Source organism: Butyrivibrio sp. AE2032 (genome assembly GCF_000702965.1).
Map to the genome: position 1 here is coordinate 617324 of NZ_JNLF01000004.1, position 15901 is coordinate 633224.

Here is a 15901-nt window from a genome sequence, read left to right on the forward strand (position 1 = left end):
TCTACTCCACATATAGAGGGTTTTCCACAAGATTTTTGTCATAAAAATGTAAATTAAATAAAAAAGGGGCAGATTGCCCCGTTTTTCACGCAAACGATTTTTACTTCACTCAAAAGCCCGCCGAAAATGAGATCATTTCCCGATGACGATAAGCGGGATCCTGATCTCTTCAGGTGTAAGTCCGGCATGTCCTCCGGGCATTTCCTGCGCTTCGATATGAGTATTGAATATGCTCTTGGGCGTAACTGCCAGAGCCACATAATCACCGATCATCTCCGCAAGATCATTGCGATACCTGCCTGTCCCGAACACCTTGTTCGAGATAACCTCTTCCCTGGTCAGAAGGACAAACGAATCTCCGAAATGCTTTCTGAATATCTCCGGGAACGATTCCCTGAATTCTTCCTTAACGAAAAGGTTCAGCGTTCTCGGCTCAAATGACGGAAGACGCACCAGGCAGTTCATTATCTCGGGATAGTCGAGAATGCAGCAGTTATCACAGTCGATATGACCGTGATCTGCAGTGATAAGGAATAGTGTTTCAGACAATCCCGAGACAGTCTTCTCCACCATCTTCTCAAGTTCCGTGATCATTTCATGAGTCGCTTCGCTCGTTGTCCCGGTCTTGTGCATAGTCGAGTCAGGTTCACTCCAGTATGCATAGATGAACTTCTTACCGGGTTCTTTGCAGAGTGTTTCAATACGGCTCAATATCGCTTCCATGTCCTGCGGATTCGGGGGCAGGAAAGGCATCGATGAATAGGCGGTTCCGCCTGCAGCATTTATCTGATCGACGATATTCCTGTAAGGGGTATGTCTGAATCCGACGTGATAATCAGCGGCAGGCCCGGGGTTCTCAAGTGAATCGGGCATCCATTTTTTCGTGCCGTCAGGATAAGACCCCGTCGGTTCCGCTCCCTCCTTCTCCGTCAGCTGATCGGAATTCGTAAAGACCGTAACGTTTTTCCCCAGCGCAGGATAGTAGATATCCCATCCGAGCCAGCCGTGCTCATCGGGATATTCGCCGCTCATGACAGAGGTCGTGGCAGCGACCGTAGTCGGCGGATAAACGGAATCGAACGAGCCAGCCAGATGGCTTCTGAAAAAACCGTCCTCCTTCAGATGCTTTTCAAGTATCGAGATGCCCATCGCATCAAGGATAAGGAGAACCACATTCGTGTACTCCCCTTCAAGATAACGGTCAGCCAGCGGAAGCGTTTTGGCGTTCGTTTCCGCGCCAAACTTCTTTAATATGGAATTGGACAGATTAACGAGACAGTTATCGTAATCCGGCAGATTCATAAGCCCGGGATACATGAGTCACATCCTCGCAACGACTCTTTTGATGGTGATACCCTGGTCGGCAAATTTCTGCTCGAATTCAGTGCGAATATTCTCCGCATCGTATTCGCTGTTGTGAAGATCTCTCGTCTCCTCTTCAAGAGAAAAGCCCATCTCCGAAAATTCGCCCAATGAAAAATCGAACAGATCGTCGTTATCGGTCTTGAACTCTATTGCTCCGCCCTCTTTCATCATGACCTTGTACTTTGCAAGGAAATCCCTATAAGTAAGGCGTCTCTTGGGCTTGTTCTGTCTCGTCCACGGATCCGAGAAGTTCAGGAATATCCTGTCCACCTCGTCTTCGGCGAAATAGTTCTCGATTATTCCGGCATCGCCTCTGATAAAAAAGAGATTCGGTATCTCGAGTTCATGCGCTTTCTCGATCGCCGCGAGAGTAACCGAAGCATCTCTTTCCATGGCGATATAGAGCACCTCCGGATGTCTTAACGCCATCTCGGTGCAGAACTTTCCTTTGCCGCATCCTATCTCGAGCCAGACCGGAACATCTGGTGCAAAGCCGCAGGCTCCGCGCCAGTTTCCTTTATTCAGCATAGGCGCATCAAACCAGCGCTCATGGCATTTCTCCATGCGCGCGGGGATATTGCGCTTTGTTCTCATTCTTGCCATAGGATCAGATAAGTTTCTCAGTAAGAGATGTGCCGCCGATCACATGGAAGTGAACGTGCTTGACAGTCTGGCCGGCATCTTCACCGCAGTTATTGATCGTTCTGTAAGCCTCACTTACGCCGCTGATCTTAGCAACCTCTGCGATTGCCTTGGTGATCTCCGCAGAATAGAGAGCACCCTCAGGATCTGCTGCAAGTCCGTTCATGTCATCGAAATGCTTTTTCGGAACAACAAGAACGTGTATGGGCGCAACGGGATTGATGTCCTTAAAGCAAAGGACATAATCGTTCTCATATACTTTTGTTGAGGGGATCTTTCCCGCAACTATATCACAAAATAAGCACATAGCTTTTCTCCTTTAACCGTTAACCTGTGAAGCCAATACTTCTTCAGCCTTTGCAAGGGCATCAGCGAGCTTACTTACATCCTTACCGCCGGCCTGAGCCATGTCGGGACGTCCGCCGCCACCGCCGCCGCATACCTTCGCTGCTTCCTTGATAATGTTTCCGCAGTGAGCGCCCTTATCAACGGCAGACTTTGTGGCCATTGCCGTAAAGAGGAGCTTGTCTCCGCCGTTTGCAGCGAGGAATACAACACCGCAGTCCAGCTTGTCACGGATCTTGTCCGCAGTATCTCTCATTGCCGCTGCATCAGCTGCATCACATGCTGCGATGACTGCCTTAACTCCGCCGATATCCTTGGCACCGGAAACAGCGCTGTCGGCAAATGAACCTGCCTTGGCCTTCTCGATCTCGGCGAGTTCCTTTTCGAGAGATTTAACTTCTGCGTGAAGAGCGTCGATCCTCTCGACGATCTTATCCTTGGGAGTCTTAAGAGCAGTTGTTGCCTCATCGATGAGGGTTCTGTCTGCCTTGTTCATCTCATAGCATCTCTCACCGGTGACAGCTTCGATCCTTCTGATGCCTGCTGCGATACCGGATTCTGAAACGATCCTGAACTGGCCGATCTGTGCACTGTTCGTAAGGTGTGTACCGCCGCAGAACTCGAGATCGAAAGGAGCTTCAAAACCGCCAACTGCAACGACTCTTACGACCTCTCCGTACTTCTCGCCGAAGATCGCCGTAGCGCCGAGTTTCTTGGCATCCTCAATGGCAAGGACCTTTGTCTCAACAGGAAGAGCCTGAAGGACAACATCATTGACCATCTCTTCAACCTTGGCGATCTCTTCGGCTGTCATTGCCTGTGAGTTGTTGAAGTCGAATCTTAAGCGGTCATTGCCTACATAAGAACCTGCCTGCTCAACATGGTCACCTAAGATCTTTTGGAGAGCGGAAAGCAGGATGTGTGTAGCTGTATGGTTTCTTGCGATCGCAAGTCTGTTCTTCTTATCAACTTCGATGCTGACTGTCCCGCCGGTGGAAACAGTACCCTTAACGACCTTAAGCGTATGGAGATACTTGCCTTGAGCATCCTTATCAACTGAGATCACATCAGCCTCAAAGCCTGCTGTGGAGATCTTACCTTCGTCGTGGATCTGACCACCCATCGTAGCGTAAAGAACCGTCTTGTCTGTAACGAGGATGATGTCATCGCCTTCGGAAGCGCTGTCAACAACCTTAACGCCTTCTTCATCAGACTTCAGGATGTAGATGACCTTTGCATCGCACTTGAGATTATCGTATCCGTCGTATTCTGTTGCATTGGAATCCTTCGCAACTTCATCAGGGATCTCATTTACGGAAAGTGCGAGATCGCCCTTAGCCTTGGTAGCGGCTCTTGCTGTTTCCTTCTGCTTTTCCATTGCAGCCTTGAAGCCTTCCTCATCGACCTTAAGGCCTTCTTCGGAAGCCATCTCAACTGTGAGCTCTATGGGGAATCCGAAAGTATCGTAGAGATAGAATGCGGACTCACCGTCGATCTCGGAAGATCCTGCCGCCTTCTTGTCATCAAGGATCTTCTTGAATTCCTTGATGCCGTTCTCAAGAGTGCTCTCAAATCTTGCGATCTCCTTGTCGAGTTCGTTAAGGATGAACTCGCGGTTCTTTGCAAGAAGCGGGTAGCTGTCATCGTAAACGCTGTCGATATAGATCTTTGCAAGATCCAGGATCTGCTCTGTCGACATGCCGAGAGTTCTTGCGTGTCTTACGGCACGTCTGATGAGACGTCTCAATACATAGCCTGCGCCGGCATTGGAAGGAACGAGCTTTGCTGCGTCACCTATCAGCATAACGCTCGTGCGGATATGGTCTGCAAGGACTCTCATGGACCTTGTAAGCTTCTCGTCTGAGTCATACTTAACGCCTGAAGATTTCTCGATAAATGCGATAGCGTCAGTAAAGAGGTCTGTCTTATAAACATCCTTTGTTCCGTTAAGGAATGCAAGGATTCTCTCAAGACCCCAGCCAGTATCAACGTTTTTCTGCTTCAACGGTGTGAGAGTACCGTCCTGATGCTTCTCATACTGCATGAAGACATCGTTTCCGATCTCCGTGTACTTGCCGCATGAGCATCCCGGACCGCAGTTCGGGCCGCAGTCAGGTACGTCAGCAATATAGAACATCTCGCTGTCCGGACCGCAGGGACCATATTCAAGCCCCCACCAGTTGTCATCGGCACCGAGATAATAGATATTCTCAGGCTTAAATCCGGAAGCGATCCTGAACTGTGCGCCTTCCTCGTCTCTCGGAGCATTCTCATCACCTGCGAAAACAGTAGCTGCCAGGTGATCTTTATCGAAACCGAAAACACCGGTAAGGAGTTCATAACTCCACTTGCATCTTTCTTCCTTGAAGTAGTCACCAAGGCTCCAGCTTCCCATCATCTCGAAAAATGTGACGTGGCTCCTGTCTCCTACTGAATCTATATCGTTTGTACGTACACATCCCTGAACATTGCAGAGCCTTGTGCCCAGAGGATGCTTTTCTCCGAGAAGAAAAGGCATCAGAGGCTGCATTCCCGCTACGTTGAATAATACTCCGGTCGAACCGTCAGATACCAGAGATACGGCACCTACATCAACATGACCTCTCTCAATGTAAAATTCCTTCCAGGTCTTTCTAAGCTCTTTTGAAGTAAATTGTCTCATTCGGTGATACTCCTAAATAATAATAAAACTTAAGAATTATAAATCGTTTAATATCTCTTTGCAATCAGAGGCTTTCAAGTTTTGCGGCCATGGCTGCCTTCTTTATGTATTCGGCATATTCACGGCACACTTCATCGTTATCTATCTTTATGCTGACTCCTTCAAATGTCGAAAGTTCGAACAGATCGGTATAAAGGGTCGGCGCCTTTCCGGTCTCAACGCTGATCTTGAGAATCCCGCTGTCGAGTTTTGTATCGTCATCGATGCGGATCTCGTTGCGGATCCTCGAAGCAAATGCGCCATAGGCTTTGAGCGCATCCTTACGGGTTCTGCCGGTTATTGTAAGTCTGACAACTATTGCCTCATCGCTCGAAAAAGCTGAAAGAGAATTGTCTATGAATTTCTTCAGTTCCTGTTCTCTTATTTTTTCGCTCTTATAGTCAACATATTTTTCCTTTTGGGCATAAAGGACCTGCGCCATCCTGTCCACCCTGTAGCGCCTGAGCGCCTTTGAAAGGGACCTGTCCCTTTCAAGATCCGCCGCATCAGAGTTGTCGATCGCGATCAGGTAATAACAGTTGTTTTCCCAGTCCAGCGCCATGGGAGATACGATCTTCTCGGTTTTTTCGGTAAGTTCATTTCCGAGCTTGTAGCCGTAGATTATCTTCAGCGCGCTCCTGCTGTCTATACCGCTCCTTATGTTGTTGAGCCAGGAAAGCTTCTTCCTGTCGATCTTCTCATAGTGGGAGACAAGTGCCCTTCTCTTGTAATCAGTATCAAAATATGTCGGGAACATCTTTATTATCTTGTCACAGAGAACGGTATCAACAAAATACGTTGTGCTGATGGCATCGACTATGAGCCTTGCCTCATCCAGCGATATCTCGTCTGCCAACTGGTTCCTTCTGTATTTCTTGCCTTCGGATACGATCCAGTAATCGGATCCCACGACCTTTCCGGTCTTGTTTATGAAATCGTTTATCTTGTTGATATCGGAATAAATGGACTTTCTTTCGAATTCATAACCGGTCTTTTCTTTAAGGTAGGATATCAGTTCGCTTATAGATACGGTTCCGCTCTGGTCAAACGCATTCATCTGATTCTTGAAATAATCGTAAAGGAGCAGGATCTTGAGTTTTGATAGTTCTATGTTTGCCATAAGCCGCCTCCATGATTTTGATGTGATAATAGTACCATTAACCGTACTTTAAGTTAAGCGCGAAAAGGCCTGCGGCAGGCAATACCGTGTGTTGTCGGGAATGCGCTCATGAACATATTTTCAAGAGGCTCTGAAATATTAAAAAACACATATTTACTCCCAAAACGCTGTCCGACCGTGATAGAATGATAGGCACTTTAATCGTCAGACAAGGGGTAATGAGAATTGAGAGTCATCAATGGTCTCGGTTTTGCGGTGCCGGACATACTTATTCCGCAGCAGGGTACAGATCTGGAAAAATGGGCAGTCATTGCCTGCGACCAATACACGTCAGAACCTGAATATTGGGAGAAATGTTCAACGGAAGCAGGCGATGCTCCTTCAGCATTAAATCTCGTACTGCCCGAGGTATATCTGGGAACAGAGGTCGAGACTGAAAAACTCGCTTCGATAGCTCAGACAGCACGCAGATACTTAAGCGAAGGTATCCTGACAGGACTCGGAACAGGCTTCATCCTGACCGACAGATCCACTTCACTCCATCCTTCGAGAAAAGGTCTCATGGCCGCCATTGATCTCGAGGGCTATAGCTTTGAACCGGGCAATAAGAACATATGCAGGGCTACAGAGGGAACCGTTCTTTCCAGGATCCCTCCGAGGATCAGGATAAGGGCCAACTCCCCTGTTGAGCTTCCCCACATAATGATACTCATCGATGATCCTGAAGGCATCACCATAGAAAAAGCCTTCGAGATGGCAAAGGCAGAAGGCATTGAGCCTTTGTATGATACCGACCTCATGCTCGATTCCGGTCACATCACGGGAACATTCATCCCTGACGGATCACCTGTTGCCGAAGCCATTATAGACGGACTTTCTAAGCTCAAATCCGCCAACAGCGACGGACTCCTTTTCCTGGTAGGCGACGGCAATCACTCACTGGCTTCAGCAAAAGCTCACTGGGAGAACGTAAGACAGTGTCTTACCGAAGAGCAGAGGAAGGATCATCCCGCAAGATTTGCTCTTGCAGAAATAGTAAACATTCACGACAAGGGCCTTGATTTCGAGCCCATCCACAGAGTCGTATTCAATACATCCGCAGATGAGTTCATCGGCAAGGCAAAGGAATACTTCAAGGACTGCGGCTTAAGCTTCGGTCCCGCAGTCGACGGAAAACAGAGCTTTACCGTAGTCACGGAAGGCGCTGAAGATGTCGTCATCTCACTTGCAAACCCTCCGCATTCTCTTGCCATCGGCTCGGTCCAGATGATGATCGACGCTCTGGGTCTTGAATGCGATTATATCCACGGCGAGGATTCCGTAAGGAAACTTGCCACTTCGGGCAACACCGGCATTCTCGTTCCTGCCATTAGCAAGAGCACTTTCTTCGGCACGGTCGAGAAGGAAGGCGTCTTCCCCCGCAAGACATTCTCCATGGGCGAGGCTTTTGAAAAAAGATTCTACCTTGAGGCTAAGATCATCGAATGATAAATGCTGATAATGAGAATATAAATGAAAATAAGACGGTATGTATAATAGGATCCGGATTATCAGGTCTTACATGCGGCATGAAGCTGGCCAAAGCCGGTTTTAACGTAACCGTAGTAGAAGAGCTTGCATCACCGGGCGGTCTTCTGGCATATACCAGGATCGGCAGAGAATACCTGGAACTCCTCCCTCACCACCTCAGGAAGAGCGACAAATCACTGCTCGCGCTTTCCAAGGAAATGGGAGTCGACGATAAGATCACCTGGTACGATTCCACATGGTCAGGAAAAGCATCCCACCGCAAGGTCGGATACTATGACGTCGGCTTCGTATGTCTCGTCTCGAGCCTTATGCAGGCTATCACAGACCACGGCGGAAAGATCTATTTTTCGACCACCGTTGCAGAGATCGCCAGGCTTGGAAGCGGAATGTACCGCACCAGCTGCATACTCTCAAATTCCACACGCATGGTGATCGACAGCGCATATGTCATCTTTACGGGTTCATGCAGAACATTCATTAACGTAAGCCATGGTCTTCCCATCGCGATGGATGACAGGGATATTCTCATGAATGTCACCTACAGTGCAAAGATCACTGCGATGATGGTAATGAAGCACGAGATTTCCCAGATGTTCTATCAGGTTCCCGCAGAAGACTACGGACTTCCGTTCCGTTCCATAATCAACCACTCCAGCGCTTTCGGAGAGCGCGGTTACGGCGGTGCGGTCGTATATCTCGTAGGTTCCTGTTCCATAACCGATCCTCTCTGGATCAGTTCGGATGCGGAGATAATGCTCAAATATTTCGCAGGGCTGCGCAAGTTATATCCTTCTTTGCGTAAATCCGACGTAAAGTCCTGGCGTCTGACCAAGACCAGATACGCCCTGACTTTGCAGTATCCTGAGATAGACCTCACAAATCCATGCGAGAACCTTTATGTATGCTCGACCGGTCTCACCAAATACGCGACGAAGGATACTCCCGAGAATCACATGGATTCCGTCGTCGGACTTGCGGGTAAGATCAGTTCAGAGATAATCAGGTCATATGAGGAAATGATCACGAGAACTTCAAATCCCGCACCGGTCACAGAACTTACAATACAGGACAGTCCGGTCAAGAATCCCAGTTCTATCGAAGGAGTTCTTTCATGAGCCAAAACAATGCAACCGACTTTGCGTCTTCACCATACCGTTTCTTCCTGTTGCTGATACCTTTCGCGGTCGCTTCCGTGCTCGGCATGTCAACGATGGGAAGCAGCGACACCTCCATCTGCATCTGGTGGGCGGTATTTCTTCTCCTCATGGGAGTCGTCACACTGCCTCTTGCCGCAAAACTCTGGGAGAATTTCTCATCCGGCGGTTTCTTCTTATCCCAGCCGATGGGACTTATCTTTACATGTCTTATCTTATGGACGATGACGCATCTCAAGCTCTTCAGAATAAACGTCGTCTGCATCGTAATATCTGCAGTTATCGTTGCTGCCTGCTGTTATTTGCCGAAGTCACTTAGACAGGCTCTCATAAAGAAGCTCGACAGCAAAGGCTTCGTTGAAGCCGTAGTTATAGAAGAGACGGCATTCCTGGTCATCTTCTTCCTTATGTGCTTCTTCAAGGGATTTCTCCCTGACATCAACGGCCAGGAAAAATTCATGGATTACGGCTTCATAATGTCGATGCTGAGGAACGACAAGCTCCCTGCAAGCGATATGTGGCTGTCAGGCAAGAATATCAACTACTATTATTTCGGTCAGTACATCTGGGCTGTTGTCATAAAGGCAACCGGCATTCCCTCCGGAACAGGCTATACGCTCTCGATGTGCTCTGCCACCGCGATCCCTTTCGGCATGAGTTTCTCGATCGGAAAATATCTCATCGAAGCGGCTTCAAAAAAAGGATTCATGGAAAACAAGATCGTAAAATATGTAGCCGGACTCCTCACGGGTTGCGCGGTCTCACTCTGGGGCAATTCACATTCCTTCTACTATGACGAAAAGAGCATCGGCAACGGGCTTTTGGAATTCTTCAGCAGCCTCGGCATTAACGTAGGAAGGACGGATTCGTTCTTCTATCCCGACAGCACGAGATACATCGGCTGGAATCCGGAGGTTACGACCAACGGCGGAGATTTTACGATAGAGGAATTCCCGTTTTATTCTTATCTCGTCGGTGACCTTCACGCTCACGTCATTTCAATGATGATCGTACTGCTCATATCGGCGGTCATCCTTTCTATGCTAAGCGCGGTAACGCTTCCTTCAGCCGAAGATATAGCAACCGTTCATTCCATCGACAACCTCAACACTTCAAACGGACGGCTCTTCACAGAGATGAAGTCCACGCTTACTCCGCACCTCATCCTCTGCGCCGTTCTTCTCGGCTGCGCCCAGATGACGAACTACTGGGATTTCCTTATATATTTCATATTCTGTTCAATGGGTTTCTTCGTTGCGAACACGATAAGATCTCCAAAGTTCGCTACGCCTTTGGGTGCAATTATCTTTGCGGCAAATGTCGGAGGCATACTCCTTATTTACCTCTCTGAAGGCAGCAATCCGCCCGTGCTCTTCGCACTCGAGCTCGTGCTCCTGATCGCTTCTTTCCTTTTCTGTGTTACAGGTCCGTCGGCACTTCCCAGGACTTCATGCCAGATGAGCTTCCTATTCACGGTCGCCACGCTTACTGCGCTTCCGTTCAACATCAATTTCGACATGATATCCAACACGCTCGGTAAGGTTAAGAATCGCTCTTCCCTGTATCAGCTCTTCATACTGTACGGAACCCACGTTATCATAAGCGTCTTTTTCGTTGCCGTCGTGGCTTTGACAAAGAATTACAGATATACGTCACAGACAAAGTCCGCTAAAGCAAAGAACAAGTCGAACAACGGCGATGCCGAGATCATCGGCTCCGAGTATTCATTCACGAATCCCGTACAGAAATTCTTCGGTCAGCGCAACCTGATCGATGTCTTTGTATGCGGAATGACGATCGTAGGCCTGATGCTCCTTGCAGCTCCCGAGATCTTCTATGTAAGAGACATCTACACCGGCGGTTATCTGAGGTCGAACACCATGTTCAAGTTCGCTTTCGCCGCATTCATAATCCTGTCCACAACAATGGTCTACTCAGTCGTAAGACTGCTTTGGTATGTGACCAAAAAGGGCAGATATTCCATGGCGTTCTTCACATTCGCCATCCTGTTTGCGGTCATGATGCTCGTTCCCGCACACTACACGATGGCTTCACTGAAGCAGCGTTCGGGCGAGTTAAAGCGCGAAAACTACAAGACCATAGACGGCACCGCATATCTCAGCAATTATACGAGCAGTCTCGTAAGCGAGAGAAACCCCGGCAACCTTACTCCGTATACGGAATGCATAAACTGGTTTAACACATCCGTAGAAGGCAGTCCCGTCATCTGCGAAGCATACGGTGACAGCTACACCGACAGCTGCATCGTATCCGCTTATACAGGTCTTCCCACCGTATTCGGCTGGCAGACTCACGAGTGGCTCTGGAGATTCCACGGCATCGTTGATAAAGAGACTGACACCCTCGTATCAGATCCTGATAAGGACGTATGGAAGATCTATATCTCGCCGAGACACAATGATATCGATGTCCTCTACCTGAGCGGAAACGAATCCGAGATACAGGGAATAATCGACAAATATCATATCGAGTATATCGTAATGGGCGGAATTGAGCGTTTCAAATACGGTTACGACAATTCTTACATGTTCTATCAGCTCGGAGAGATAGTATACCAGTACGATGACCTTACGGTCTTCAAGGTAAATCCCGCTGCCACGTATTGATCAGACTTCGGGAAGTTCCTCCAGGGGATCGGCGGTTACCGTGACGGGCTCTGTTCCTTCACCCTCATCGTATGTCAGTTCAGCCATGACTAAAGCCACGGGGCACTTTATCCTGCTCCCGTATTTTCCGTCCCCGGCCAGCGGATGCTTTCTTGAGGCGAACTGCGTCCTTATCTGATGCGTCCGTCCGGTATCGAGAACAACAGAAGCGTAGGACAGATCTTTCTCTTCATTGTATGCAAGTATCCTGTAGGTCAGCCGGGCTTCCTTAACACCCTTTCTCATCCTCTTTACGGGAAAAGTCCTGTTGCTCCTCGAATCATGGAAAAGAAGGTCTTCCATCACTCCCTCTTCTTCTTCGAATCTGCCCTGGCAGACAAGGTAGTAACGCTTATTAAGGATCCTGATCCTTTTACCCGAATCCGCTGCCGCGATGATACCGGGGACCGGAACATCAAGTCTTGAGAGCACCGACAATCCGGCAGGTGCGATCTTCTCGCTGTCCTCCCCTCTCTCTTTATAAAGGATCTGATATCCTTTTCCCTTTGCAAGTATCCTGGTCATATCAGCAGACAAAAACGGACACCGTCTCCCGTCCTCCGTCAAGGAAGACTTCCACGGTTCCGACATCCTCTATTACGTTTATTTCCGGACATTCCCTGTAAGCTTTGTCAAACAGCGTCCTTCCCTCGAAATGCACTCTGAGTCTTCCGGCACCGAAGCTCACAAAACTGCTTTCCCTGACAGTCCTGTTCCTCAGTTCGCCATAAGGGATCATGCATATTCCGCCGTTACGGTTAACGGTGATCTCTCTCGGAATGCTTACCGCCGACGAGTTCATCTTCGTCGAAAACATCCAAGCCATCAGTACTGCAGCGCCTTCCCTGTCCGTAAAGGTTACGGGATTGAGCAGATCGTTTCCTATCTCCACGGGTTTAAAGGGATCTTTCTCATCATCGAAAACAAATCCGTCACCGTTAAGATCCCCCGTTGCAAAGAGCACCTTTGTCGGAAGATGTTTTTCACTCTGGATTATAAACACCCACCTGCCGTCCGCTTCAATGAGCTGCGGAGCTTCAATTACACTTCCGAAACGGCTGTCGGATAAAAACTCGCCTTTGTATCTCCAGTTGATAAGATTGTCAGACTCAAACATCAGGACCTTCGCAACACCTTCAACGCATGCCCCTGTAAGCATCAGGAAACCTTTCCCGTATCTCATGACAAACGGATCCCTGAATTTTGTTCCGCCGGCAGGCATTACAGCCACCGGGTTTTGAGAACATCTGGTAAAGCTCATGCCGTCCTCGGAATAAGCGGCGCAAACAGTCTCCGTATAATCAAAAGACAGTGACGTATAGAACAGCCATATCTTTCCGTCATGAACGACAGCCGAACCGGAATTACAGCTCAGTTCCTCATCGGGACTCAAAGCAACCGGGCATTCTTCCCATGAGATAAGATCATCCGATATGGCATGTCCCCAATGCATCCGGCCATATCTGGGGCTCTCCGGATTTACCTGAAAGAACAAGTGATATCTGTTCTTGAAATAAACAAGACCGCAGGGATTACCCAACCAACCTTCTTTTTTTGAATAGTGGTACTTCACGGGGCAAAACCTCTGCGGTCTGAATCTCTTTTTATCTTATTTCTTCTTTATTCGCCGAGCTCCAGGAGCGATACTTTGAGTACACCCTCAGCCTTTGAAAGCTCGTCAATAATCTCCTTGGATACAGGCTGGTCGATGGCAACGAATGCCTGTGCATGCGGGTTATCAGAACCATCCTGGTTCTTTCTTCCCCAATGCATGGAAGCGATGTTGATGTTGTGGCTTCCGAGAACTGTTGCGATCCTTCCGATTACGCCCGGAACATCGTTGTTCTTGAGAGCGAGAACCGTATCAGAAAGAGGGCAGTTCATCTCGTAACCGAAGAAGGAAACGATAACCTCTGTGTCAGGTCCGAATACCGTACCGTTGATCTTAAGCTCTCTGCCGTCTTCCGTAACGAACTTAACGTTAATGAGGTTATTGTACTTCTGGATGGACTCTGTCTTTGTCTCAACGACTTCGATGCCTGTCTCAGCCATACACTCCTGAGCGTTAACGTAAGATACGTGATCGTTGCCCATACCCTTCAAAAGACCCATCATGAGGGAAAGTGTGATGATGCCTGTGCCGGAGCTCTCAGCAAGTTCGCCTCTGTATCTGACTTCAACCTTTGTGATAGGTGTAGCTTCAGCCTGGAAATACATACGGCCGATCTTCTCAGCGAGTGAGCAGTAAGGCTTGATGTCTTCGATGCTGCCGGAGAACTGGGGCATATTGATAGCTGCAACGAGTTCGCCCTTCAGAGCGCCGTCGATGAGCTCAACGATTCCCTGACCTACCTTAGCTGTAGCTTCAACTGTGGAAGCGCCGAGGTGAGGTGTAATGTAGCAGTGGGGAGCGTGGAGAAGAACGTTATCGTACTCCTGCTCGCCGGGTGCCTTGTTGTAAGAAGGTTCCTTATCGAAAACATCGATTGCAGCTGCTGCGACCTGGCCGTCAGCCAGTGCATCAGCAAGATCCTGCTCGTTTACGAGGCCGCCTCTTGCAGCGTTAACGATCCTGACGCCTCTCTTGCACTTATAGAGCTGCTCCTTGGAAATGATTCCGTATGTTTCCTTTGTCTTAGGTGTATGAAGTGTGATGAGGTCGCAGATGGGAAGGAGCTCATCAAGAGTCTTGCATCTTGTAACTCCGAGCTTGTCGAACTTCTCCTGAGGTACATAAGGATCGTAAGCAACTACGTTCATGCCTACGCCCTTGAGCTTTCTGGATACGATGGATCCGATACGGCCAAGACCGATAACACCTGCTGTCTTGCCCTCGAGCTCGATTCCTACCCAGTTGCCGCGTCTGAAGTCGCCGTTATGAACGCCTTCATTAGCTGCGCAGAGGTTACGGAAAATGGAGAATGCGTGACCTACTGCGAGCTCGCCTGCTGCCATGTTGTTAGCCGTAGGTGTGTTAAGAGCGATAACGCCGTGCTCTGTACAAGCCTTAACGTCGATGTTGTCGATACCTGTTCCGGCTCTTCCTACTGCCTTAAGGCAATCTGCGTTATTCAAAAGCGTCTCGTTGATCTTTGTTGCTGATCTTACGATGATGGCATCAAAACCCTTGATGTACTGTTCGATCTCTTCCTGAGAATGGCCAAGGTATTCTTCTACTTCGTAGCCTCTGTCTCTCAAGTACTGAACGCTCTCTTCTGCAATGCTCTCTGTGATAAGGATCTTCATTGTCTGTTTCCCCCGTAATTTATAATGCGTTTTTATTATCAAGCTTTAGCCTTAAGCTCATCGATAGCAGCCTTAAGGTCACTAAGGTATGTCTTAAGTTCTTCTTCTGTAAGATCACCCATGTGTGCGATTCTGAAGGTCTTGTCCTTCAAAGGACCGTAACCGTTGCTCATGAGGTAACCCTTCTCGCCCATTGCCTTGATAAGGTCTGATGTAGGGATGCCTGTTGTGTTTGTTACACAAGTAACGGTAACCGAAAGGTTCTCGGGATTGGAATAGAGTTCGCAATTCTCTCTTGCCCAGTCCTGAGCGATCTTAGCGAGTCTGCAGTGCTTCTGATATCTGTTCTCAATGCCCTCTGCAAGAATCTTGTCGAGCTGGTAATCAAGAGCGAACATGTGTGACTCGGAAGGAGTTGAAGGATACTGATAAGGCTTCTCCTTAACGAACTTAACGAGTTCAAGGTAGTCGAAGTAAAGACCTCTGTTCTCTACTGTCTCAGCCTTCTTGATAGCCTTCTCCGATACGGAAGCGATAGCCATTCCCGGAGGAAGTCCCAAACACTTCTGTGTCGATGTGATGCAGACGTCGATTCCGAGCTCATCTACAGGGATATAATCGCCTGCCATGGATGAGACTGCGTCAACGCATACGATGACATCGGGATATTTCTTATAGACCTCAGCGAGCTTATCCATGGGATTGTGGATACCTGTTGATGTCTCGTTCTGTGTGATCGTAATAAGGTCGTACTTACCTGTGGAAAGAGCTGCCTCGATCATCTCAGGTGTTGTAGGCTGACCAAGCTCTGATTCGAAAAGATCAGCTGCGATGCCGTTGGATGTGCACATCTTGTGCCATCTCTTACCGAAAGCGCCGATAGAGAAAACGGCTGCTCTTGTCTTTGTGAAGCTTCTTACGGCACCTTCCATAAGACCACTGCCTGATGACGTTGATAAAACGATAGTGTTATCGGTCATCATTACCTTCTGGAGTTTCTCTGAGATAGACTGCTGAAGAGCGGACATATCCTTAGTCCTGTGTCCGATCATCGGTGTAGCCATCTTCTCCAGTACATCCTGCGAAACCTCGATAGGTCCAGGTATGAACAGTTTCTTATGCATGTTAAAAC

12 protein-coding genes are annotated in these 15901 nt (G+C 48.5%); 3 read left to right on the top strand and 9 right to left on the bottom strand.

Going from position 1 to position 15901, the window contains the following annotated elements:
- Positions 1–132 precede the first annotated feature (132 nt).
- The 5 genes from BO18_RS16835 to BO18_RS16855 all read right to left on the bottom strand — a co-directional run bounded on the left by BO18_RS16835 (position 133) and on the right by BO18_RS16855 (position 6173).
- On the bottom strand, positions 133–1317 hold the full coding sequence (locus BO18_RS16835; protein ID WP_051688868.1) for an alkaline phosphatase family protein: 1185 nt from the start codon (positions 1315–1317) through the stop codon (positions 133–135).
- A 3-nt stretch (positions 1318–1320) separates the two neighbouring features.
- Positions 1321–1968, bottom strand: coding sequence for a tRNA (guanosine(46)-N7)-methyltransferase TrmB (gene trmB, locus BO18_RS16840; RefSeq protein ID WP_051688869.1), 648 nt, complete (start codon positions 1966–1968; stop codon positions 1321–1323).
- A gap of 4 nt (positions 1969–1972) precedes the next feature.
- On the bottom strand, positions 1973–2314 hold the full coding sequence (locus BO18_RS16845; protein ID WP_034448203.1) for a histidine triad nucleotide-binding protein: 342 nt from the start codon (positions 2312–2314) through the stop codon (positions 1973–1975).
- Between the two features lie 12 nt (positions 2315–2326).
- Positions 2327–5014, bottom strand: coding sequence for an alanine--tRNA ligase (gene alaS, locus BO18_RS16850; protein WP_034448204.1), 2688 nt, complete (start codon positions 5012–5014; stop codon positions 2327–2329).
- 64 nt (positions 5015–5078) lie between these two features.
- Entirely contained in the window at positions 5079–6173 is a 1095-nt protein-coding gene (locus BO18_RS16855; RefSeq protein WP_034448205.1) for a WYL domain-containing protein, read from the bottom strand.
- 225 nt (positions 6174–6398) lie between these two features.
- On the opposite strand from BO18_RS16855, the gene BO18_RS16860 reads away from it, so the two are divergent.
- The 3 genes from BO18_RS16860 to BO18_RS16870 are packed head-to-tail and all read left to right on the top strand — an operon-like array spanning position 6399 to position 11484.
- Positions 6399–7661: a DUF1015 domain-containing protein gene (locus BO18_RS16860; protein WP_034448206.1), complete on the top strand. Its 1263-nt coding sequence runs from the start codon at positions 6399–6401 to the stop codon at positions 7659–7661.
- Complete coding sequence (locus BO18_RS16865; protein WP_034448208.1) at positions 7658–8818, top strand: FAD-dependent oxidoreductase; 1161 nt, start codon at positions 7658–7660, stop codon at positions 8816–8818. Before BO18_RS16860 ends, BO18_RS16865 begins: the two co-directional genes overlap by 4 nt.
- On the top strand, positions 8815–11484 hold the full coding sequence (locus tag BO18_RS16870) for a DUF2298 domain-containing protein (protein ID WP_034448209.1): 2670 nt from the start codon (positions 8815–8817) through the stop codon (positions 11482–11484). Before BO18_RS16865 ends, BO18_RS16870 begins: the two co-directional genes overlap by 4 nt.
- Here BO18_RS16870 and BO18_RS16875 read toward each other — a convergent pair whose 3' ends face one another.
- Genes BO18_RS16875 through BO18_RS16890 form a run of 4 tightly spaced genes read right to left on the bottom strand, consistent with a single transcriptional unit; the run spans position 11485 to position 15893 of the window.
- Entirely contained in the window at positions 11485–12060 is a 576-nt protein-coding gene (locus BO18_RS16875) for a pseudouridine synthase (RefSeq protein ID WP_242856585.1), read from the bottom strand.
- On the bottom strand, positions 12050–13096 hold the full coding sequence (locus tag BO18_RS16880; protein ID WP_034448211.1) for a glycoside hydrolase family 32 protein: 1047 nt from the start codon (positions 13094–13096) through the stop codon (positions 12050–12052). Before BO18_RS16880 ends, BO18_RS16875 begins: the two co-directional genes overlap by 11 nt.
- A gap of 47 nt (positions 13097–13143) precedes the next feature.
- A complete protein-coding gene (gene serA / locus BO18_RS16885; protein ID WP_034448213.1) occupies positions 13144–14769 on the bottom strand; it encodes a phosphoglycerate dehydrogenase in 1626 nt (541 codons plus the stop codon).
- 38 nt (positions 14770–14807) lie between these two features.
- Positions 14808–15893 (bottom strand): pyridoxal-phosphate-dependent aminotransferase family protein, encoded by a 1086-nt coding sequence (locus BO18_RS16890; protein ID WP_034448214.1) that lies wholly within the window; start codon positions 15891–15893, stop codon positions 14808–14810.
- Positions 15894–15901: the final 8 nt, after the last annotated feature.

Bases quoted from the DNA above. Each gene is read 5' to 3' on its own strand.
- BO18_RS16835 (WP_051688868.1), bottom strand. From the start codon at position 1,317: ATGTATCCCGGGCTTATGAATCTGCCGGATTACGATAACTGTCTCGTT.
- trmB (WP_051688869.1), bottom strand. From the start codon at position 1,968: ATGGCAAGAATGAGAACAAAGCGCAATATCCCCGCGCGCATGGAGAAA.
- BO18_RS16845 (WP_034448203.1), bottom strand. From the start codon at position 2,314: ATGTGCTTATTTTGTGATATAGTTGCGGGAAAGATCCCCTCAACAAAA.
- alaS (WP_034448204.1), bottom strand. From the start codon at position 5,014: ATGAGACAATTTACTTCAAAAGAGCTTAGAAAGACCTGGAAGGAATTT.
- BO18_RS16855 (WP_034448205.1), bottom strand. From the start codon at position 6,173: ATGGCAAACATAGAACTATCAAAACTCAAGATCCTGCTCCTTTACGAT.
- BO18_RS16865 (WP_034448208.1), top strand. From the start codon at position 7,658: ATGATAAATGCTGATAATGAGAATATAAATGAAAATAAGACGGTATGT.
- BO18_RS16870 (WP_034448209.1), top strand. From the start codon at position 8,815: ATGAGCCAAAACAATGCAACCGACTTTGCGTCTTCACCATACCGTTTC.
- serA (WP_034448213.1), bottom strand. From the start codon at position 14,769: ATGAAGATCCTTATCACAGAGAGCATTGCAGAAGAGAGCGTTCAGTAC.
- BO18_RS16890 (WP_034448214.1), bottom strand. From the start codon at position 15,893: ATGCATAAGAAACTGTTCATACCTGGACCTATCGAGGTTTCGCAGGAT.